This window comes from Photobacterium sp. MCCC 1A19761, from assembly GCF_037389125.1.
Lineage (GTDB): Bacteria > Pseudomonadota > Gammaproteobacteria > Enterobacterales > Vibrionaceae > Photobacterium.
Map to the genome: position 1 here is coordinate 111,716 of NZ_JAZGTF010000001.1, position 22,416 is coordinate 134,131.

The following is a 22,416-nucleotide window of genomic DNA, read 5'->3' on the forward strand; positions in this document are numbered from 1 at the left end:
CTTCTCTCTAAGCCCTGATGATGAGTGTGCCCGTTATAGAAAACCCTCATTTGATTCTGGGCAATTTTTCGCCAGTAAAGCACGACACATTGTTGAGAACCCATGATGAATCACACATTGCATTCTTCTTAATCGATCTCTGTTCATTTCATAAAAGTGACTTGTTATTAACACCTTAGTGTCACATAAGCCTTCTATTCTCCCCGCAACACAATAACGGCAAGATGCCGAATTTTTTCTATTTAGGGGACACAAACATGAAACATGCAGCGCTAACCACTGCGATTCTGGCTTCACTTTTCTCTGGCGCCGTGAGTGCCGCCACCGTGTATGAAGATGACACCCACAAAGTGGATGTCAAAGGTCGCGCGGTTGGGATGTACTATGCGTCCGATGATGACAGCGAGCAAGGCGATCAAAGCTACTTCCGTATCGGCGCTGCGGCATCGACTCAGGTCAACGAGCAACTGTACGGCCTGATGAAGTACGAAATCGAGTTTGATTCCAAATCAGAAGACAGCTTCGACACGCGCCTGGGCTATGCCGGTCTGGGCGGTGACTGGGGTGAAGTGACTTATGGTCGCCAGTATGGTGCTTATACCCTGGTGTCTGATTTTACAGACGTACTGTATGAGTTCGGCGCTGATGCCAGTGGCACCGGAACCGACCGTTTCGGCACGGGTAAATCAACCGGCGTGCTGAAATACACCGGCGAATTTAACGGCCTGACCCTGGAAGCCGGTTACCAGCTTGAAAATGACAAGGTCGAAAACACTGATGGTGACGACGCGACTTCTTATGGTGTTGCAGCCAAGTACGCCCTGCCGATGGGGATCAACCTGGGTGCCGCTTATAACCAGGGGGAAGGGAAAGACGACTCTGACGATGCCAAAATGACGGCCCTGTCTGTCGCCTATGATGCCAACAACATCTATGCCGCTGTGCTGTTCACCACCGGTGAAAACTGGAAAAACAAAGACGGCAGCGAAAGCAACACCGACTACGACGGCTACGAAGCCGTGCTGGGTTACAGCTTTGACAATGGTTTCTCGGTTCTGGGCGGTTACAACTTCCTGGAGAAAGACACCGGTGGCACTACTGAAGACAAGACCGACTACTTCACGGTCGGCGCGCAATACAAGTTTAACAAGCAACTGCGTACTTTTGCTGAGTACAAGATCGACAACATCGACGGCAACGAAGATGTGCTGGCGGTTGCTCTACGTTACGACTTCTAAGCCAGGCTTTCGCAACCGCCGAAACACCTGACACGCCAAACATCAAACCGGGCCCTTAGCCCGGTTTTCTTTTGCCGGAAACATCGCCCTGCCCGCTTGCGCCGACGGTACGCCATAATGCCCCCTCATTGGGTTCATCGGATTTATCTATCGCTTTGAAAGAGAAAACCCGCTTTCTCAACCCAGCCAGTCACGATATAGTGGGCCCATCAGAATAAAGGAGAGAATTTATGTTCGTTGTTATTTTTGGCCGTCCTGGTTGCCCTTACTGTGTGCGTGCGAAAGATCTGGCTGACAACCTGAAAGCCGAGCGCGACGATTTCAACTACCGCTACGTCGACATTCATGCCGAAGGCATCAGCAAAGCGGATCTGGAAAAAACTGTCGGTAAGCCGGTAGAAACTGTACCGCAAATTTTCATCGATCAGGAACACATCGGCGGTTGCACCGACTTTGAAGCTTACGCCAAAGAAAATCTGGGTCTGTTTCAATAAGTTCTGAGAGCCCGAACGCATTGAAAAGGCTGCCTGTGCAGCCTTTTTTCCAACCGGGTCTCAGCCATGAAAAAATAACTTACCCTTTTTATACCAAGATCCCACTTTGCGGTATGACCCACTATCAAAATCCGTTAGAATCCCCCCCACTGTTGTTGCTGCCCTCTCTTCCCGGAACCCGTTGTGAACATTGATGTCGCTGCTTTACTCCACCAGAACGATATCCTGCTGCTTTTTGTTGTCCTCGCCGTCGGCCTCAGTGTCGGAAAACTCAGAATCGCCAATATGCTCATCGGCAATTCCATCGGGGTGCTCCTGACCGCGCTGCTGTTTGGCAATGCCGGGTTTACCTTTGATGCCGAGGCCCTGAATATCGGCTTTATGCTGTTTATCTTTTGTGTCGGGATTGAAGCCGGCCCCAACTTTTTCGGCATTTTCTTCCGCGACGGCAAACATTACCTGCTGCTGGCGCTGGTAGTCTTACTGTCCGCCATCGCTGTGACCATGCTGATGTCCAATGTCCTGAATCTGGATCTGGCCCTGGCTACCGGCTTAATGGCAGGCTCGCTCACTGCAACTCCGGTGTTGGTGGGTGCCAAAGACGCCCTCAACAGCGGCTTGGCCGGTATTGACGACAGCCAACTGGTACAAACCATGGTCGACAGCCTGAGCGTCGGTTATGCCATGTCTTATCTGGTCGGGCTGGTCAGCCTGATCCTGCTGGCAAAGCTGATGCCGAAGCTGCAAAAACAAAACCTGGCCGAGTCCTCGCGCCAGATTGCCCGCGAACGGGGGATCGGCGAAGTCGCCCAGCGCAAAGTCTACCTGCCGATTATTCGTGCCTACCGCGTTGGTCCGGAACTGATCAACTGGATTGACGGCCGCAACTTGCGCGAGCTGGGAATTTACCGCCAGACCGGTTGTTACATCGAGCGGATCCGCCGCCATGGGATCCTCGCCAACCCGGATGGCGATGCCATCTTGCAGGAAGGTGATGAAATCGCCCTGGTAGGGTATCCCGACAGCCATGCGCGCCTGGACCCAAGTTTTCGTCACGGCAAGGAAGTGTTCGATCGCGACTTGCTTGATCTGCGCGTGGTTGAAGAAGAGATCGTAGTCAAAAATGACAGCATTGCCGGGAAGAAACTCTCGGATCTGAACCTATCCGAATACGGCTGTTTTCTCAACCGGGTGGTCCGGGCACAGATCGAAATGCCGATGGACCACGATATCTTGCTCAATAAAGGCGATATCCTCCAGGTCAGCGGCGAGAAAAGCCGGGTCCTGGGTCTGGCCGAGCGGATCGGATTTATCTCGGTCCACAGCCAGATCGCCGATCTGCTGGCCTTCTGCTGCTTCTTTATTGTCGGCCTGTTGATCGGGGCCATCAGCATGACCTTCGGCCATATTGCCTTTGGTCTCGGCAGTGCTGCCGGCCTGCTGCTGGCCGGGATCACCCTCGGTTTCCTGCGGGCCAACCACCCGACTTTCGGCTATGTGCCGCAGGGGGCGCTGAATATGACCAAAGATCTCGGCCTGATGGTGTTCATGGTCGGCATCGGCCTCAGCGCCGGCTCGAACCTGTTTGATTCCCTGGCCCAAATCGGTCTGGCCGTTTTTGTCACCAGCCTGCTGGTCAGTACGGTGCCGGTCGTCCTGGCGTATCTGTTCGGTGCCTATATTCTGAAAATGAACCGGGCCCTGCTGTTTGGTGCCATTATCGGCGCGCGGACTTGTGCCCCGGCCATGGACATGATTAACGAACATGCCCGCAGTACCATCCCAGCGCTGGGCTATGCCGGCACCTATGCCATTGCCAACGTTCTCTTGACCGTTGCCGGTACCCTCATCATCATCCTCAGCTAGCGCGTGAACCAAGACGCTGACACAATACTAATGAATGAGTCAGCGTCTATTCAGTCCCGTTATCTATAGTGGTATGCATGTAAACTGAAACGCTGCTCAGCACACATTTAAGCTGCTCGATCATCGCCAGCCTCAGCACCGTCCAGTATATTGAGCAAGTCGCTTTATTTTTGGTAATCAATATTATGCGTATCCTTATCGTCGAAGATGACCCCATTCTCAGCCACCATCTGAAATCTCAGCTCAGTGAGCTGGGCCACCAAGTCCAATGTGCGGGCACGGCTGAAGAAGGCCTGTTTTTTGCCCAGAACTACCCCAACGATGTCGCCATTGTCGATATCGGCCTGCCCGATCGCGACGGGATCAGCCTGATCAAAGATATCCGCCAGGAAGGGCTGCGCCTCCCGATTTTGATCCTGACCGCCCGCTCGAACTGGCAGGATAAAGTTACCGGGCTGGAAGCCGGTGCGGATGACTACCTGGTCAAACCATTCCAGAAAGAGGAAATGGTGGCCCGCCTGAGCGCCCTGGTTCGCCGCAGCGCGGGGTTTGTGAAACCGGAAATGACCGCCGGGGATATCCGGGTAGATCTGCTGGCTAAGCAAGTGTTTATTGCCGAGACCCCACTGGAGCTGACGGCATTTGAATACGATTTGCTGGAATACCTGATGCGCCACAGCCGCCAGGTAGTTTCCAAGCAGCGTCTGCTGGATGTGCTGTATGAAGATCAGGAGGGCGATCCGAACACCATTGAGGTGATGATTAGCCGCCTGCGCAAGAAATTCACCAGCCACGGCCAGGAGAACCCAATCTCGACCATCCGCGGTCAGGGCTATATCTTTGAGCTGCAAGCGCAATGAAGGGACTGCTCCAACCCCGTCTGCGCCGACGGGTGCTCGGCACCTCGGTCGCTATTATCGTACTGATCACTTCGGCCCTGGCCGGGGTGATCAACCAGCTCTACAGCCAGAGCTACATGGCCGCCTACTCTTCCGAGTTGGTGGCGCAGATGCCGATGGTGGTCGCCCAATTGAACCGCGCCGGGCTGATCAAAGATGTCGACAAGTGGATTGACTCCATCGACCCGTCGGATACCGACTACATGTCCGTCGTGTGTGATACCCGCGACCATACCATCTGGCTTTCCGATGAAGCCAAAGAGGCCAACCTCGGCAATATTTGCCAGGAGCTGCCGGACAATATTCCGGTACCGACCCTGATCGAGACGCTCGATGGCGAGAGCTATATCGCCTATAACATGAGCCGGGATCGGGAAGGCGGTAAAACTTACCAGCTGGTGGTGCTGCGCACTGGGGATCAATACAAGTCATCTCTGGAAAAGCTGCACAAACGCACCACCTTCTACCTCGGCTTGTTCGTTCTGATCGCGATTGCTTTTCTGGTGGCGGCGTTTCACTGGAGCTTCCAGCCGCTGCGCAAGCTGGCAACCCAGCTGGATCAGATGACCGATGCCAAGCGCGACAAGCTCGATGATGACTATCCGATGGAATTGCAAGATGTCACGCTGGCCCTCAACCGGTTGATCCAAATCAGCAACGTTCAAAAAGGCCGCTATCGCCACGCGATGGACGACCTGGCCCACAGCCTGAAAACCCGGCTGGCAGCAGCGCATGCCCTGCTGGACGATCAGAATATCTGCCGCCCGGATCTGAACCAGCGGATCATGGAGCAGATCAGCCAGATGGATGAACTGGTCCAGTACCAGCTCAAGCGCGCCATGATGGGCCAGCAGGGGTTGCAAAAAGATCAGACCGAGCTGAAACCGGCCGTCGACAGCTTCCGCAACCTGCTCAGCAAGGTCTACAGCGACAAGCAAGTCAACCTGGTGTGCGGTTTTTCACCCCAGCTCAAGCTGCCGCTGAACCGGAATGACTTAATGGAGCTACTCGGCAACCTGTTGGAAAATGCCTACCGCTTTTGTATCAGCGAGGTCCAGATCAATGTCATCTGCCACCCGGATGCGTTCGAAATCCGAATCGAAGATGACGGCCCGGGTGTTTGTGAAGCGATGCGCGAAGCCATTTTCCAGCGTGGGGTGCGGGCCGATCAGCTCAATCCCGGCCAGGGGATCGGGCTCTCCGTCTGTCACGAGATTGTCGAGAGCTACCAGGGGAGCATTCACGTCGAAACCGCCGGGATTGAAGGCGCGGCCTTCGTGATCCGGATCCCGACCAAATAATTTCGGCTGAAAAAGAACCACGGCCCGCAGACTCGCTCGACCGACAAGCAGAAAAAAACCGCCGTTTGGCGGTTTTTTTCTGTTCAGAGCATCATGACAATCAGATGTCTTCCACATCGAAGTCAACGACTGGGCTGACATCAGCGTCGTAATCAACTGACTCAATGCCAAAACCGAACAGTTTCAGGAACTCATCCTTGTACTGCTGGTAGTCTGCCACTTCAAACAGGTTCTCGTTGGTCACCTGTGGCCACAGGTCGCGACAGTGCTTCTGGATGTCCTCACGCAGTTCCCAGTCATCCAGACGCAGACGATTGGCTTCGTCCAGCTCTGGCGCTGAGCCGTCTTCTTTGTACAGACGCTGCGTAAACATGCGGTGGATCTGCTCCATACAGCCTTCATGCACGCCTTCTTCACGCATTTTCTTAAAGACCATCGCAATGTAAAGCGGCATCACCGGGATCGCCGAGCTTGCTTGCGTCACTACACTCTTCAGAACCGCAACATTGGCAGAGCCGCCGGTCGCTGATAGTTTCTCGTTCAGCGCTTTGGCTGCACGGTCCAGATCCATCTTGGCTTTGCCCAGCGCACCGTGCCAGTAGATTGGCCAGGTGATTTCAGTCCCGATGTAGCTGTAAGCAACGGTCTTACAATCGTCAGCCAGGACACCGGCTTCAGACAGGGCATTGATCCACAGCTCCCAGTCCTGACCGCCCATGACCGTGACGGTATCCTGAACTTCTTGCTCAGTTGCCGGTTCGATGCTGGCTTCGATCAGCACGTCTTTGTTGGTGTCCACCGCTGTCGCCGTGTAGGTTTCGCCCATCGGCTTCAGGCTTGAACGCACAACTTCGCCGCTGTCCGGCATTTTACGCACCGGCGAAGCCAGTGAGTAAACCACCATATCGATCTGACCCAGATCTTGTTTGATCAGATCAATCACTTTTTGTTTGGCTTCATGGGAGAAAGCGTCGCCGTTCAGGCTCTTGGAATACAGCCCTTCTGCTTTGGCGAATTTGTCAAACGCGGCAGAGTTGTACCAACCGGCCGTACCCGGCTTCTTCTCAGTGCCTGGCTTTTCGAAAAATACGCCGATTGTTGCCGCGCCGCCACCGAACGCTGCTGCGATACGTGAAGACAAACCATAGCCGCTGGAAGAACCCACCACCAGCACGCGCTTCGGTGCATTGGCAATTGGGCCCTGGGCTTTAGTGTATTCAATTTGTTCTTTGACGTTCGCTTCACAACCCACAGGGTGAGTGGTGGTACAGATAAATCCACGAATTTTAGGTTTGATGATCATGTTCAACTTCCCTCTCACAATTGACTGTAGGATAAAAGGTAAATGACAAATTCGCATTAAATTTATGAGCGTAAACGCTAAAAATGGGAGTGGTTGGAGGTGTTGATCACTTCTTTTACGTGCATTTTGTTGGTTTTTGCAACAGCGAAATAAAAAAATGCCACGCGAATGCGTGGCATATTGGGGACACCAGGTTTATTCATTATCGTGCGCAAAAGCGCCTAGGCGGCCTTTCCCGGTTGCAAACCGCCCTTCTTAAACTGCTCAGCAGGGAAGTGATCCACTTGAATCGCCTGCTGTCTTAACTGCTCCGCATTGTGCATCTTTTCGACATCATCTTTTGTGATGATGCCCGCACTCAGAGCAATTTCCAGCTTCGCCGATAGCGAAATTTTGCGCGGGATCTCACCCGACTTCACTGCTTTGGCGATTTTTTTCTCGATCCCCTTCACCGCATGCATGGCGACAAAGGCACGTTCCATGATGGCCACCGGATCGCTCTCCTTCTCACCGATGTAACAAAGGTGGGTCAGGCGATCCCGCTGCGCGCCCGGGGTCATCAGTGCTTGGGTAATCGCCAGCGACAACTCATCCTTCGGCGCCGGGTAATGAATCCCAAGCGGGAAGACCAGGGTGCGAACCAGGCGGCCAATTCCTTTGCGCGGGAAGTTACTCAGCACTTCGTCAAACGCTACCCCGCACTGATGCAGGCAGTGTTGCAGGGCATAATGCACCATCGGCAGATCCTGTTGCTGACGACCTTCATCTTCATAGCGCTTCAGAACCGCAGAGGCCAGATACAGATGACTCAGTACATCGCCAAGTCGGGCAGAAACCATTTCCCGGCGCTTGAGCTCACCACCCAGACTCAGCATCGCAAAGTCTGCCGCGACCGCCAGTCCCCGGCTCATACGGGACAGGTGACGATAATACTCGGCGGTTTCCCCACTGACAGGCGCGCGGTTAAAACGCGAGCCGGTAAAGGCATTCAGCAAAGACCCGGACACATTCTTGATGGCAAAACTGATATGCTTGCTCAGCAGCACGTCAAAGTCTCTCGAGGCCTGCTCGGCATCCGGGTTGGCCGCTGCTTCCATCTCTTTAAGGACAAACGGATGGCAGCGCGTCGCCCCCTGGCCGAAGATCATCAGGTTCCGGGTCAGGATATTGGCTCCTTCCACCGTGATCGCGACCGGCATCCCGAAGTAGTGATGGCCCAGGTAGTTCATTGGCCCCAACTGGATGGCGCGACCAGCGTGGATGTCCATCGCATCGTTAAGGATGGTCCGGGCCATCTCGGTCATGTGGTATTTGGCAATTGCCGTCACAATCCCCGGTTTTTCATTCATGTCCAGCGAGGTGGTGGTGAGCGTGCGGGCCGCTTCCAGCAAATAGGTGTAGCCCCCGATACGTCCCATCGCCTGAGCGACGCCTTCAAAGTTCCCGATCGACATGCCGAACTGTTTACGGACATAGGCATAAGCGCCGGTCGCCCGCGCCGTCAGGTGGCCAACCGCGGTGCCCAGCGCCGGCAGCGAAATGCCGCGACCTGCCGACAGACATTCCACCAGCATCCGCCAGCCGCGACCGACGAAATCCTGACCGCCAATCACCCACTCCATTGGAATAAAGATATCCTGGCCACGCGTCGGGCCGTTCATAAAGGCCAGGTTGAGCGGATCGTGGCGTTCACCGATTTCAACCCCCGGATAGTCCGCCGGGATCAGGGCGCAGGTAATCCCGATATCTTTCTTGTCGCCAATCAGGCCATCCGGATCCTGCAGTTTAAAGGCCAGGCCCAGCACCGTGGCAACCGGTGCCAGCGTAATGTAGCGTTTGTTCCAGCTGACCCGGATCCCCAGCACTTCCTTCCCTTCAAAGTTGCCGTAACACACCGTGCCTTGATCCGGAATACCACCGGCATCCGACCCGGCTTCCGGACCGGTCAGGGCAAAACATGGAATATCGGTCCCATTGGCCAGTCGCGGCAGCCAGTAGTCTTTCTGCTCTTCGGTGCCGTAGTGGCTCAGCAGCTCACCCGGACCCAATGAGTTCGGCACCATCACCGACACCGCTGCACTCAGGCTTCGGGTCGCGATGCGCGTAACAATAGTCGAGTTCGCATGAGCGGAAAAATCCAGCCCGCCGTACTCTTTACCAATGATTAATGAGAAGAACTTTTCCTTGCGCAAGAATTCCCACACCTGAGGCGGCAAGTCTTTGTCTTCCTGCACGATCTGGAAATCGTCAAGCATCGCCAGCAAGGTTTCCAGCTGGTTATCCATAAAGGCCTGCTCTTCAGCATTCAAAGATGGCTGCGGATAATCCAGCAGAGTTTGCCAGTTCGGTGAGCCACTAAACAGTTCCCCATCCCACCAGACACTCCCGGCCTCCATGGCCTCGCGTTCAGTGTCTGACAGTGGCGGAAGGACTTTCTTAAACAGCTTAAATGCAGGGTCGCTGAAATAGCGTTTGCGCATATTAACGAACGTACTCATGGTTCAGATCCTTTGTCTCATTAATCGTTATGGTTCTACATTACTTACTGCGTTCCTGTTGTTTCTTCTCGGATCAGCGAGAGCGGTTGCTCAATCGGCGCCGCCACACCGGCAGCCAGATACGGCACCAGTCGCTCGATCAAATCTTCGGTGGTCACGGTTCGGGAAAAGTCATTTTCAGCGATTTCGCACAAAGCCGTCGTCGAGGCCATCGTGAAAACCGTCGCCCCCAGGGTAAAGTGCAAACGCCAGAACAAGGTCTCGGGGTCGAGCGAAGAGTTAGCCCGGCACACGGCAGTCGTGAACAGATTCAGCACCTCCTCGTAGCGGGTCACAATGAACCAGCGCAAGTGGCCCTGGACATCGGTATACCCCCGGCCCAGCAGGGACATAAAGAGTTGCGCGCCGTTTGGCCGGTAGATGTTGAGTTTCAGCAGCGGCTGCTTAGCACAACGAAACACATCCTCCATGGAGAAATCATCCCGGGTCAGCAGCACTTCCAGTTCCGCTTTGAGTGCCGGCATAAACTCCTCGAGATAGCGGCTCAACACGGCCCGAACCAGGGTTTTCTTATCGCCATAGTGGTAATTGACCGACGCCAAATTCACTCCGGCCTTGCTGGTAATCGTCCTGAGCGAGGTTTCCTTAAACCCGTGCTCAGCAAACAGCAGCTCGGCAGCATCAAGAATTCTGCTCTTGGTTTCTCCCTTTCCCGGCATTTTCATTCACCTGTATTAAACACACGTTTAAACTTTACAACCAAGCAACATTTTTAACAAGCGTCAAATAAATACCTGCCGCGCATTTCAGGCAGCCGAGAACAGAAAATTACCAGTCTGTGATGGAGATCGCTGTGGTGCGCCGACCCTGGTTGTGACCATGTCGATGATGGTCCCAGATGGATCTCGTATAAAACTTGTAAAATAATCGTTAATTTTCAATCTGTAACGCGGAAGGATATTCAGACGGGAAAATGAATAAAAAATAATCGAAAAAAAATGCACCTGGCCGGGAACCAAAAAACGGAAGCAAGGTCATATATTATGCCACTGCTTTTTCTTAGAAGACCTTCTTCAAAGCCCGTCACCTGATAGTGATGGGCTTTCTTTATTTCCCCGGTGTTGCATACCCCATTGAACCATCGCCACAATCGTTGCAAGCTGGGCAATCGCCGCACGCAGGCCTCAGGCAAGTCTCCGGTTCTCGGCGATACTGAAAACGCTCTGCCGCTCGCACCTTCAGTGAGAAATTTCATGGCAATGAGGTATTTTTAACCCATTAATTATCATGGCGTTATAAAAAACACTGATATTTTTTCGCGCTCATGGGGAACCAACGGACAATCCATCAGTCCTATTAAGTGACATTGAGATTAAAGACGCATTCCTTGTTAGCTGGCCGCCAAACAGCATTGTTCCTCTTTAATCTGAAAATGCCACTGCTGCTAAACTCCTAATTGTGTAAATAGAGCCTTTGCCCGTTGAATTTCAACGGGCTTTTTTTTTGCTAATGCTCTCAGACGCTGATGTGAAAATTAAATGGCATTTTTGTTGATTCTTTTTGAACTATCTCGAAACCCGTCGGTCTGAATTAATAAGATTGTCGTTATCAACTCATCAGCTACTCGCTAACTGATTGAGCTTGAAGTGATTAATTGCCACTGCTGCTTTACTCCTATTCATATTGCGTTTTATACGAATTGGTGCGCTGAGATCCCCTCAGCGCTTTTTTTTTGTCTGTCGCTCTGGATTTCCAGGTTTCTGGCATCAGCGTTTCAAACATCGGAGCTTCTATTATCGGAGTTTCCAACATCCGGGCTTCAAACATCAGGCCGCTGGGCACGACTCACTCCGCCCGCTTGTCATCCGACAGCTCCGGGGCCCGCACCATCAAATCAGCATGGGTCAGTTCCAGACCCAGCCAGGTACAGGTTTGACGGGCATCGACCCACTTCCCCGCGCCCGGCGTTGACGTTTGAAACTCAGGGACCGCCAGTCCGGCGAGCTGCGCCATCCGGGTGTAATACGCCGTCCGGCTCGGATGTGACGGTGCGGCCAGATGCAGCAAGGTTTGTGTCGGCCAGTGGTGAATGATGGCCTCAATCGCTGTAATACAGTCATCCAAATGAATGAGATTCACCGGATCGCCACCATTGGCAATTTCCGATCGCCCGGCCAGATATTTGACCGGGTGACGGCGGGGGCCAATCAGCCCGGAGAGCCGTAAAACAACCAGGTTCTGCTGCCACTGTGTTCTGAGCCACTGCTCCAGCGCATGATGTGCCCGCCCACTGGCCGTATTAGGCTGCGGTGGTGTCGATTCATCAATGCGGCCGGACACCTCGCCATAAACCGACGTGGTGCTGATAAAGATCACCCGCTGGCATCCCTGCGCCTGCGCCGCACGGGACAGGCTTTTCACATTGGCGACAAAAGCCTTATCCGCGCCGGACTGCCGCCCCGGCGGTATCGCGATCACCAGCACATCAGCCGCCAGCAGCCGGGCCAGTTCGGTGTCAGACGCCACCTTATCCGTGCACAGCGGCAAGGTTAACGCCACCCCGTGGATTCCTTCTGCAGCCAGTTGGGCCGCCCGTTCCGGATCACGCTGCGTGCCGAAAACTGTATTCCCCTGTTCGGCCAGATGCCGGGCCAGCGGCAGCCCGAGCCAGCCGCATCCACACACACTGATTTTCATGATGGTTCCTTTCATTTAAATTGAAACTGATGACATAACAAAACTACAGATATTTATTTCAAACTGTAAATTAATTCCTACCGGGTGAAAATTAGCTACACATCAATGCGGCTTCCATGCGATTTTCCGCTAAATCATTTAAAAAAAATTTCAGAACTGAAAGAGAAAACTCGATCCCTGTCAAACTATAATAAAAAGTAAAAGCGATATAGTTGGAATCGCTAGGAGCTGATCCTTGAAAAGTAGTATAGTTTCATCAAATTGGCTTCATATCTGCATCTGTCAAGTATGAAAGCAACTAATGAAATTCAGTAACGAAGCGGTAATCGCTATGAATACCCTAGAGAAAATTCAAAAAAACTTAGACAACTTCAGTAAATCCGAACGTAAGGTTGCCGAAGTTATCATTGCCTCACCACAGACAGCGATTCACTCCAGCATTGCGACACTGGCCAAAATGGCCGATGTCAGTGAGCCGACGGTGAACCGTTTTTGCCGACGCCTTGATACCAAGGGATTTCCGGACTTCAAACTCCATTTAGCCCAAAGCCTTGCGAACGGAACCCCTTATGTCAACCGAAACGTTGAAGAAGATGACGGTCCTGACGCCTATACGTCGAAGATTTTTGAGTCGACAATGGCCTGTCTGGATGTAGCGAAGAACAGCCTGGATCCGATGCAGGTCAACCGCGCCGTGGATCTGCTGACCCAAGCCAAGAAAATTTCTTTCTTCGGCCTGGGTGCATCCGCATCCGTCGCCCATGACGCCCAGAACAAATTCTTCCGCTTCAACATCCCGATTGTCTGCTTTGATGACATTGTGATGCAGCGCATGAGTGTGATCAATTGTGCCGATGGCGATGTCGTGGTGGTAATTTCTCATACCGGCCGGACCAAAAGCCTGGTCGAAATCGCCCGCATGGCGCGCGAAAACGGGGCAACCGTAATTGGGATCACCGCCAAAGATTCACCGCTCGATCGCGAATGCTCGCTGTCCATCTGCCTGGATGTTCCGGAAGATACGGACATCTACATGCCGATGGCAAGCCGGGTGGTCCAGATGACGGTTATCGATGTGCTGGCCACCGGATTTACCCTGCGCCGGGGCGCCGGATTCCGGGAAAATCTGAAGCGGGTGAAAGAGTCGCTGAAAGACTCGCGCTTTTCCAAAGAAGGGATGATGTAACCCTGCGGTCTTTCAACCACAACGGACAAAAAAGCATGGTGCACCCCATGCTTTTTTATTGTGCGCCGCTCCTGTTCACCGGCTTACCGCTTTCCTTATCTGGCTCGGACCGCACGCGATTTCAAAGCATCTCAGGGAAATGTGCTCTTTCATCAGGTCTCGCTGGCTCCCGGCAATAACGCGAATTTTTGTAGTAAAATTTCAGTAAGATGCAATGACAGGCCATCAAGGCCGATGTCATGGATATCCCCCACTCAAAATGGAGTTTCTCATGTCTGACAGGCTACGACGTACGAAAATCGTGACCACCCTCGGTCCGGCGACGGATCGCGATAACAACCTGGAAAAAATCATTGCTGCCGGAGCCAACGTGGTTCGCATGAACTTTTCCCACGGCAGTCCGGAAGATCACCTTCAGCGGACCAAAGCCGTCCGTGAAATCGCAGCCAAACTGGGGAAACACGTGGCGATTCTCGGCGATCTGCAAGGACCGAAAATTCGGGTCTCGACTTTCAAAGAAGGCAAGATCTACCTCAACATCGGTGACAAATTCACCCTCGACAGCAACCTGCCCAAAGGCGAAGGCGACGAAAATTCCGTGGGTCTGGACTACAAGGCACTGCCGGAAGATGTCGTCCCCGGTGATCTCCTGCTGCTTGATGACGGCCGGGTACAGTTGAAAGTGGTGGATGTAGAAAGCCACAAAGTCCACACTGAAGTCGTGGTCGGCGGGCCGCTGTCGAACAACAAAGGGATCAACAAGAAAGGCGGCGGGTTGTCGGCAGCTGCACTGACCGAAAAAGACAAGGCAGATATCCTGACTGCCGCAGCCATGCAGGTCGACTACCTGGCCGTGTCTTTCCCACGCAACGGGGAAGATATGAACTACGCCCGCCGCCTGGCAACGGACGCTGGCCTGGAGGCCCGCCTGGTGGCCAAAGTAGAGCGAGCCGAAGCCGTCGCGGATACCGAGTCGATGGACGATATTATTCTCGCCTCCGATGCCGTGATGGTTGCGCGGGGCGATCTCGGGGTCGAAATTGGCGATCCGGAACTGGTTGGGGTCCAGAAAAAGCTGATCCGCCGGGCTCGCAGCCTGAACCGCACCGTGATCACTGCGACCCAGATGATGGAGTCGATGATCACCAGCCCGATGCCGACCCGTGCGGAAGTCATGGATGTCGCCAACGCCGTGCTGGACGGAACCGATGCCGTGATGCTCTCTGCTGAAACCGCCGCCGGCCAATATCCGGTCGAAACGGTCCAGGCTATGGCCGGGGTCTGTCTCGGCGCCGAAAAAGAGCCGAGCATCAATGTCTCGAACCACCGCATGAGCCGGACTTTCGACAACACGGAAGAGACCATTGCGATGTCGACCATGTACGCCGCCAACCATATGGCCGGTGTCAAAGCAATCGTCACCATGACCGAATCCGGCCGGACCCCGCTGATGATGTCCCGAATCTCTTCGGGCCTTCCGATTTTTGCCTTGTCCCGGAATGAGCGGACGCTGAACCGGGCTGCGCTGTATCGTGGGGTCACGCCGGTTTACTTTAATCGCGACAGCGATGCCGGCTTAGCCGCGGCCAAGCATGCCCTAGCCGATCTGAAAGGGCTGGGTCTGCTAAACCAGGGAGATCTGGTCATTATCACCCAGGGGGATGAGATGGATATTGTCGGTTCCACCAACAATATGCGGATCCTCATCGTCGAATAAGGCCTATCGAAAGTGAGCGCAGCAACGCACCAACCACCCTGCCGCGCTCACTGCCGCGCTCACTGCCGCCTTTCGGCCCGAACGCTAGGTTCTGGGCTGTGTCCAGTTCGGGTTGATGTTCGCCGTGAGGATATGGTCCTCCCAACGGCCATTGATCAGCAGATAGTCCCTGGCTTCCCCTTCGATTTCAAATCCGGTTGCCCGCAGGACGGCCGCACTTTTTTGGTTCCTCGGCATATAAGCCGCCATGACCCGGTGAAAAGACTGCGCCTCAAACATCCACGTCACCGTCGCAGACAGCGCTCTGCGCATCAGTCCCTGGCCCTGACATGCCGCATCCAGTGAATAGCCGACGTGGCAGGCATAGAAAGGATGCCGGACCAGATTGCTGTAGTTAATGACCCCGCAGACCTCATTGGTTTCTTCCCGGATGATCACAAAATAGTAAGCCAGTTTGTGTTTATGCAGTTCGGCCAGCTGACTGAGGCGTTTTTCCCACCCGGCAACCGTAAAGAACCCTTCTTCCCGTAACGGCTCCCAAGGCTGTAAAAACGCCCGGTTACGCTGATAATAAGCCGCGATACATGCCGCATCTTTCGGGGTCACCAAGCGGACAATCAGGTCGTCCACCGGAAGGGACGGCGTGCGGTTCATGATGGATTGAAACAACGGCAGTTCACCTCTTTCAGCTCAGAGCCTTTCACCTTACCACAGATTTTCGCCCCCGCGCGGAGGCCGTCGCATAAATCAATGAAGGCAATCATGATTTATGAAAATAGACCGGATGCATCCCGGTTCTGAACTATGATCTGAACTGAGTGCAATAGACCGTGCAACATCCAAAACACTGTGCGTTGGTGCGAAACGGTTGCACTGAGGCTCACTTCAACCTGGCAGTGACAATTTATGTACTATGACTACCTCTATACGGTCCTGGGCAAAGTCTATTTACTGGCAGATCACCACGGACTCCGGCAACTGACCATCGGGAGCGGCGGCTTTTGCCCGGATTCCAGCTGGGAGCGTAGCCCGGATTTTATGCAGACTTACCGCACCCAGCTCAAAGAATACCTTCTGGGCGAAAGACAAACCTTTTCCCTGTCCCTGGCACCACAAGGCACCCCGTTCCAACAGCAAGTCTGGCAAGCGATCAGCGAGGTCCCCTTCGGCTGCTGCTGCTCTTACCATATGCTTGCCGGGGCGATGAACCAGCCTGCTGCGGCCCAGGCCGTCGGTATCGCGAAAAACGTCAATCCCATCCCGATCATTATTCCCTGCCACCGGGTGATGAATGAACTCGGCCAGCCGGCCAGTTGCCGCTACGGGCAGGATGTCACCCTGCAACTGCTGGCGCTTGAATCCGGCCAGCTCACCCTGTTGCAACCCAGTGTCAGCCCGGATCCCGGCAACAAAAAAAAGAAGACGTAAACGTCTTCTTTTTTTAGGTTCAGGGTGAATACTCGCTTCGCAAACAAATCGGAGATGACCCCTAGGACTTGCCGATCCCGTATTCACGCAGCTTGTTGGCCACTGCGGTGTGGGAAACCCCCAGGCGTTTGGCCAGTTTTCGGGTCGACGGGTAGCTGCGATAGAGGTTGGTCAGGATCCCGGACTCATACCGCTTCATGATCTCATCCAGCGAACCATCAAGGTTTTCCTCACTGATGAGTGTCATGGATTCATTTTCCGGTAGCTGCACATCCTCAACCGTCAACGCCGAGCCCTCAATCTGAGTCATGGCCCGGAACAGAATGTTTCGCAACTGGCGGATATTTCCCGGCCAGGCATACTGACTCAGGTAGCCTGCCAGCTCGTCGCTGATCTGCGGCTTGGCCTGCTGCATCTCCTGGGCAAACTGGCTCAGGAACAGATCGGCCAATGGCACGATATCAGCCGGACGTTCGCGCAGCGGTGGGACCACCAGTGCCAGGACGTTCAGCCGATAATAGAGATCTTCACGAAACGCGCCCGCAGCCACCAGATCCGGCAGTTTTTTCTGCGTCGAGCAAATCACCCGGACATCCACTTTCATCTCACGCTCTTCGCCGACCCGACGGAAGGTCCCGTCTTGCAGGAAGCGCAGCAGCTTAATCTGCAGGTGCGCCGACATCTCGCCGACTTCATACAAAAAGACCGTACCGCCATCCGCCTGCTCGAAGATCCCTTTTTTCCCCGGCTCGGTTGCCGAAGCAGCCATCCCGAATAGTTCGGTTTCCGCCGCGTTATCCGGCATCGAGACACAGTTCACCAGCAAGAACGGCTTTTCACGTCGCATAGATCGCTGGTGACAGGCGCGGGCCAGCATCTCTTTCCCAGTCCCGGTTTCTCCCTGGATCAGCAACGGCGCATCCAGCAGCGCCAGCTTTTTCGCCTGAGCCAAAAGGTGTTTAAAGCGGGACGACTGACCAACGAAATGTTCAAATCCGTTATCGCCGCTGATCTGCCGCATGGCGACCGGCATTTTGGCTTCCGACAGTGATTTCAGCAGGATCATGGCACTGGCCAGGACCGATTGCTCACGCTCGTCAGCAACATACACCGGCATGACTTCCATCATGTAATCCAAGCCGGCAATCACCACCATCTCGCTCCGCCTGGCGGCATCTTCTTTCTCCAGCCAACGATGAAAGTTAAAGCCAAGCAACGCCTGGACACTTTCGCCGACCATATCGCCGCGCTGTTTGTTCAGCAACAGTTCGGCCGCGTCGTTGGCCAAATCAATCTTGCCGTGCAAATTGATCGAGAAAAACGGATCCGGCAAGGTTTCCAGCAACGCCTTCAACTCTTTATGCTCCCGCTCACTCGGCATGAACTGAATTTTACGAACATCTGTGACGCCGTCGAGCTGGCGGATCTGCGACATCAGCTGGCTGAAATGTTCAAATTCAATTTCCGGGCAGTTCAGGTAGATAATCCCGACCCGGTCAATTTCAATCCCCCGCAGATCGATTTGCTGGCTGGTCAGAATATCCAGCAGCTCCCGGGCTATCCCAAGTCGGTCTTCACAATTGACTTGTAACCTCATATCACATGCCTTCTCAATGTCCTCAATAATACTCGCTGCGATACGGTGAAGACACACCGTATCCCTGTGCCGCGCTCAACCGACGGGAGCACTCAATTCGAACTGAATTTTTAGTTTGGTTAGGTGTCAGGAATTGTTGACACTTCAGGAAGTTTGCGCCTTCACTTTCGGGGAGTCAAGCAACAAGCGTCACGGGATGAGAGGTCGCGCAGGTCCGCTGCGGCGAAGTGGCGAGGAAATCATCAGCCGACCCGAAACCCTAAGGTCCCGGGCAGCAGCGATAATGGATTAAGCCTTTTTCCGGGTCAGCCGACCCAGCAATTCTTTGCGGATCTCCCCCAGCTTCGGCTGCTGTTCTGGTTGCCAGGGCAACGGTCGCATCAGCGCCATGGCTTTGAGCCCTAACCGGCCGGTCAACAAGCCGACCCCGACGCCCTGAGCGACCCGGGTCGACATCCGTCCGGCTAAGTCAACCGACAACACATCCATGCTAGTGTCGATCAGCATTTCACTGGCTCCGGCGGCTGCCATATTCGCCAGCACCAGCTTCACCAGCCGGATCCGCGACCAATAGCCCAGCTCAACGCCATACACAGTCGCGATATGGTCAATCAACCGGAAGTTTCGCCAGGCAACCAGCAGCATGTCTGCCAGTGCCAGCGGACTGACCGCCACCATCACCGCCGCCTCGCCCGAATATTTGGCCACCAACTGGCGGGCCTGCTTATCCTGCTGGCTCAGCACCATCTGATCATACAGCGCCAGTACTTCCCGATCGTTGTGCGTCGCCGCCAGCGAATCCAGCCAGCGTTCATAGCCCAGGTGATCATCGCGGATCTGACTTTGTCGGGCCAGTTTGATACAAAATGCCCGCCCCTGGCCGATGCTATCGGCTTCCAGCAACGCTTGTGCCTGTTCCTGCTCACTCTGGCGCTGCTTCAGACGGCGCAGTTTGAGCAGTTCTCGTCCCAACGTCGTGATCCCGGCTGTTGCCAGAGCCGCGACAATCGCGCTCCAGCCCAGTGCCAGCCAGTCTCCGCTCTGATAAGCCGTCATTACATAATCCAGGGTTTGCCAGCCGGTCATCGCCGCCGTGGCGATCAGGAGCCCCTTGAGCCAGCGCCCCCGGCGCTTTGGCGCCAGCGTCCGGGTCAGTTGCGCCTCGACATCCGGCTGCGCCGTCAACCCCTCAGGCAAAAAGTCCTCGGCCTGGTCAAATTGCTGCTGGGCGGTCAACTCTTCCTGCGCCGGCGCTGCGGTCGCCGGCTCTTCAAATACAATTTTGCCCTTGTATGCATGACTCATTGCAGTTTATCTCCCAATAAATATTCCAGCACTTTATCCATCCGGATATGGGGCAACGGCTCATCACTCTGAATGGCCAACGGGCGGAAATTCACAAAATCAAACCCATGTTGCTGCCAGAACGTGTCGTTCGGCAACCGTCTGGGCACCTCGCCGGGATACAGCATCTGCGCTTGCCCGTTGAGCGTCTGGCCGCGCAGCGCCGGCACCTGCTGCCCCTGATGGGCAACAAACCCCGGTTCGGTCGCCTGGATTGAGGCCAGACTGACGCAATCCATGTTGATCCCTTCAAACGAAGCGGTTTGCCAAGCTTCATTGATCATCTGTTGCAACAGGCTCACCAGGTTCGGGTGCTGATCCGGGGTCACATGATCGGCCTTGGTCGCGGCAAACAGCACTTTATCGATGCGAGGCGAAAACAGGCGGCGCAACAGCGAGCTGCGGCCATAACGAAAACTCTGCATCAGTTGATCCAGCGCCTGGCGCATATCGTTGAACGACGCCGGTCCGGCATTGAGCGGTTGCAGGCAATCCACCAGGATGATCTGACGGTCAAACTTGGAAAAATGCTCGCGGTAAAACCCTTTCACAATATGCTGGCGGTAATACTGGTAGCGACTCTTCAGCATGGCGTAGTTGCTGTGCTCATCCGCCTGCTGCAACTGCGCCTCGGAATATGGTTCCAGACGAACCAACGGAAAGAACTGCAACACCGGGGCGCCCGCCAGTTCACCGGGCAGGACAAACCGCCCTGGCTGAACCCAATGCAGTCCGCCTTCGGCTTTGCATTTGTACAAATATTCGGTGAACGCTGCCGAAATGCGCTCAATCAGCGCGTCATCTGCCGGGGCAAAAGGGTCGAAATCTTCCAGCAGGGCCTGCCAGTACTGTGCCAACTCAGCCCGTTTGCCCTTGAGCAGCTGACTCTGCTGTTGTGACCAGGTATAAAAGTCCTGCTCCAGCAGCGGCAAGTCCAGCAGCCACTCGCCCGGGTAATCGACGATATCGAGATACAGTGTGGCGGTATCCTGCAACAGCTTCAGCGGGCCTTTTTGCGGTTTGTAGCGCAGCGCCAGACGGATCTGACTGACATCGCGGGTCGGCTCCGGCCAGGTCGGCGGAGAAGACAACAAAGCATTCATCCCTTCGTCGTAACCGAATTTAGGGACATGCATATCGACCTGAGGCACCCGCTTCGCGCCAAGCAGATAGCCATCGCGAACGGCTGAAAACAAGGGCAATCTCGGATTCGTACTGACATGCATTAACTGATTCACCAGCGAGGTGATAAACGCGGTTTTCCCCGCCCGCGACAACCCCGTGACCGCCAGCCGGACATGACGATCCAGGCTGCGGTTCACTAATTTGTTCAGCTCATTCCCAATTCGATGCATAACGATTCCCAGCAAATAATTCGTATCATCCCACCCCCGGGATGAATCTTAAATGAACGATACCGGTGGTGAAAAAAGCAGACACCCGGTCTGCTTAACATTCGGGCGCCGTACCCGCAGTACGGCGCGAAAAGAAGCCCTCAGAGGTGTTTAAATTCCCGGGCAACCTTGAAGGCGGACGAGGTGACATACGCTTCCATCTGGCGCAATTTTTGCTCGATATCATCCAGCTCAGCCTCAACATTCTGCATCACCTGCTCCGGGGATTGCCCGGCCTGCCAGGCCTTTTGCTTGACGTTGTGCTCGCGGTAGATGTAGCGCTGCTCCTGACGGGATTCCGGCATTTTTTCCAGGATCAGACTGGCCGCCAGATACGCGATGACCGCAAAGAAACCCATGCCCAGCAGGAACGCGGAGACCGCAAGGATCCGAACCAGCCAGACTTCCATCCCGAAATATTCGGCCAACCCTGCACACACCCCGGTGATCTTGCCGTTCTGCGGATCGCGGTACAAGGTTTTGCTCATCGGCGTTGTCTCCATTGCGGCGCCTCCTCATCCAGGATTTTTTCCAGTGTCTGAATCCGTTCCTGCATTTGCTCTGCACGCAACACGAGTGACTGCAGTTTATCGTGTGCCTCGTCAGATAACCCCTGACCGGCATGGCGCTTCCCGCGGTAGTGCAGAATCAGCCACAGCGGCGCAACAAAAATCAAAAACACCGTCAGCGGCCAAATTATCCAACCCATAAATTACCTCCATCCTCGTCACGTGCAGAACCTTGATTAGTCACCAGCTTACTCTTTATCCTTGATGTTTTCCTTCATCCGCGCCAGTTCCTGCTCAATTTCATCCTGGGCCTGCAAATCAGCAAACTCCTGCTCCAGGTTTTTACCGCGACCCAACCCGTAGCTGTCCGCTTCCGCTTCCATTTCGTCAATCCGGCGCTCGTACTGCTCAAACTTCGACAGCGCTTCATCGACCTTGCCGGTATCAAGCTGACGGCGGATTTCACGACGGTTCCCGGCTGCTTGATGACGTGTCACTAACGCTTGCTGACGGGCCCGGGTTTCCTGCAGCTTACGCTCCAGCTCTGCCACTTCCGTGCTCAGTTTGGCAATAGTCTCATCCACCAGCTTGTACTCTTCACTGAGCGTCAGGATGACATCATTGAGCTTTTGCTTTTCAATCAGCGCGGCGCGAGCCAGATCTTCACGGCCTTTTTGCAGTGCAAGGCTCGCCTTTTGCTGCCAGTCATCACTCTGTGACTGCAGGGCATCAATGCGGCGCTGCAGCTCTTTCTTATCAGCCAGTGCACGGGCAGATGAGGTCCGTACTTCAACCAGGGTGTCTTCCATCTCCTGAATGATCAGGCGGATCATTTTTTGCGGGTCTTCAGCCTTATCCAACAGTGAGTTGACGTTAGCGTTTACAATATCTGCAAAGCGAGAAAAAATGCCCATAGTAAATCTCCTTTCATCTAAGTCAGGTCCG

The 22,416-nt window shown here is 54.4% G+C and carries 19 protein-coding genes; 8 read left to right on the forward strand and 11 right to left on the reverse strand.

The window, feature by feature from the left end; all coding sequences use genetic code 11:
• Nucleotides 1-257: 257 nt before the first annotated feature.
• From VV869_RS00480 to VV869_RS00500, 5 genes are all read left to right on the forward strand, one after another.
• Nucleotides 258-1,238: a porin gene (locus tag VV869_RS00480; protein WP_337733065.1), complete on the forward strand. Its 981-nt coding sequence runs from the start codon at nt 258-260 to the stop codon at nt 1,236-1,238.
• A 230-nt stretch (nt 1,239-1,468) separates the two neighbouring features.
• The gene (locus VV869_RS00485) at nt 1,469-1,732 is read left to right on the forward strand and encodes a GrxA family glutaredoxin (protein ID WP_261602288.1); all 264 of its coding nucleotides are present in this window, start codon (nt 1,469-1,471) and stop codon (nt 1,730-1,732) included.
• Between the two features lie 183 nt (nt 1,733-1,915).
• Nucleotides 1,916-3,598 (forward strand): aspartate:alanine antiporter, encoded by a 1,683-nt coding sequence (locus tag VV869_RS00490; RefSeq protein ID WP_337733067.1) that lies wholly within the window; start codon nt 1,916-1,918, stop codon nt 3,596-3,598.
• Between the two features lie 185 nt (nt 3,599-3,783).
• Entirely contained in the window at nt 3,784-4,458 is a 675-nt protein-coding gene (locus VV869_RS00495) for a response regulator (protein ID WP_261602286.1), read from the forward strand.
• The gene (locus VV869_RS00500; RefSeq protein ID WP_337733068.1) at nt 4,455-5,798 is read left to right on the forward strand and encodes an ATP-binding protein; all 1,344 of its coding nucleotides are present in this window, start codon (nt 4,455-4,457) and stop codon (nt 5,796-5,798) included. The genes VV869_RS00495 and VV869_RS00500 overlap by 4 nt, the downstream gene beginning before the upstream one ends.
• A 100-nt stretch (nt 5,799-5,898) precedes the next feature.
• Here VV869_RS00500 and fabV read toward each other — a convergent pair whose 3' ends face one another.
• The 4 genes from fabV to VV869_RS00520 all read right to left on the reverse strand — a co-directional run bounded on the left by fabV (nt 5,899) and on the right by VV869_RS00520 (nt 12,296).
• Nucleotides 5,899-7,101 carry an enoyl-ACP reductase FabV gene (gene fabV / locus VV869_RS00505; RefSeq protein ID WP_337733069.1) on the reverse strand — a complete coding sequence of 401 codons (1,203 nt, stop codon included), beginning with the start codon at nt 7,099-7,101 and terminating at the stop codon, nt 5,899-5,901.
• Nucleotides 7,102-7,322: 221 nt separating this feature from the next.
• Nucleotides 7,323-9,599, reverse strand: coding sequence for an acyl-CoA dehydrogenase (locus VV869_RS00510; protein ID WP_337733070.1), 2,277 nt, complete (start codon nt 9,597-9,599; stop codon nt 7,323-7,325).
• 44 nt (nt 9,600-9,643) lie between these two features.
• Complete coding sequence (locus VV869_RS00515; protein ID WP_337733071.1) at nt 9,644-10,318, reverse strand: TetR/AcrR family transcriptional regulator; 675 nt, start codon at nt 10,316-10,318, stop codon at nt 9,644-9,646.
• 1,126 nt (nt 10,319-11,444) lie between these two features.
• Entirely contained in the window at nt 11,445-12,296 is an 852-nt protein-coding gene (locus VV869_RS00520; RefSeq protein ID WP_337733072.1) for an SDR family oxidoreductase, read from the reverse strand.
• A gap of 331 nt (nt 12,297-12,627) precedes the next feature.
• On the opposite strand from VV869_RS00520, the gene VV869_RS00525 reads away from it, so the two are divergent.
• Together VV869_RS00525 and pyk are read left to right on the forward strand one after the other, a co-directional pair.
• The gene (locus VV869_RS00525) at nt 12,628-13,482 is read left to right on the forward strand and encodes a MurR/RpiR family transcriptional regulator (RefSeq protein ID WP_261602280.1); all 855 of its coding nucleotides are present in this window, start codon (nt 12,628-12,630) and stop codon (nt 13,480-13,482) included.
• A gap of 271 nt (nt 13,483-13,753) precedes the next feature.
• Complete coding sequence (pyk, locus tag VV869_RS00530; RefSeq protein ID WP_337733074.1) at nt 13,754-15,199, forward strand: pyruvate kinase; 1,446 nt, start codon at nt 13,754-13,756, stop codon at nt 15,197-15,199.
• 84 nt (nt 15,200-15,283) lie between these two features.
• Here pyk and rimJ read toward each other — a convergent pair whose 3' ends face one another.
• Nucleotides 15,284-15,868: a ribosomal protein S5-alanine N-acetyltransferase gene (gene rimJ, locus VV869_RS00535; protein ID WP_337733075.1), complete on the reverse strand. Its 585-nt coding sequence runs from the start codon at nt 15,866-15,868 to the stop codon at nt 15,284-15,286.
• 237 nt (nt 15,869-16,105) lie between these two features.
• Between rimJ and VV869_RS00540 the strand changes: the two genes are divergently transcribed.
• Nucleotides 16,106-16,627 carry a methylated-DNA--[protein]-cysteine S-methyltransferase gene (locus VV869_RS00540; protein ID WP_337733076.1) on the forward strand — a complete coding sequence of 174 codons (522 nt, stop codon included), beginning with the start codon at nt 16,106-16,108 and terminating at the stop codon, nt 16,625-16,627.
• 61 nt (nt 16,628-16,688) lie between these two features.
• Here the strand turns inward: VV869_RS00540 and tyrR are convergent, their stop codons facing one another.
• From tyrR to pspA, 6 genes are all read right to left on the reverse strand, one after another.
• Nucleotides 16,689-18,224: a transcriptional regulator TyrR gene (gene tyrR, locus VV869_RS00545; RefSeq protein WP_337733077.1), complete on the reverse strand. Its 1,536-nt coding sequence runs from the start codon at nt 18,222-18,224 to the stop codon at nt 16,689-16,691.
• A 288-nt stretch (nt 18,225-18,512) separates the two neighbouring features.
• A complete protein-coding gene (locus VV869_RS00550; protein ID WP_337733078.1) occupies nt 18,513-19,529 on the reverse strand; it encodes a YcjF family protein in 1,017 nt (338 codons plus the stop codon).
• Nucleotides 19,526-20,923 (reverse strand): YcjX family protein, encoded by a 1,398-nt coding sequence (locus VV869_RS00555; RefSeq protein WP_337733079.1) that lies wholly within the window; start codon nt 20,921-20,923, stop codon nt 19,526-19,528. Before VV869_RS00555 ends, VV869_RS00550 begins: the two co-directional genes overlap by 4 nt.
• Nucleotides 20,924-21,063: 140 nt before the next feature.
• The gene (pspC, locus tag VV869_RS00560) at nt 21,064-21,450 is read right to left on the reverse strand and encodes an envelope stress response membrane protein PspC (protein WP_337733452.1); all 387 of its coding nucleotides are present in this window, start codon (nt 21,448-21,450) and stop codon (nt 21,064-21,066) included.
• Complete coding sequence (pspB, locus tag VV869_RS00565) at nt 21,447-21,671, reverse strand: envelope stress response membrane protein PspB (protein ID WP_337733080.1); 225 nt, start codon at nt 21,669-21,671, stop codon at nt 21,447-21,449. Before pspB ends, pspC begins: the two co-directional genes overlap by 4 nt.
• A 48-nt stretch (nt 21,672-21,719) precedes the next feature.
• Entirely contained in the window at nt 21,720-22,385 is a 666-nt protein-coding gene (gene pspA, locus VV869_RS00570; protein ID WP_337733081.1) for a phage shock protein PspA, read from the reverse strand.
• Nucleotides 22,386-22,416 lie beyond the last annotated feature (31 nt).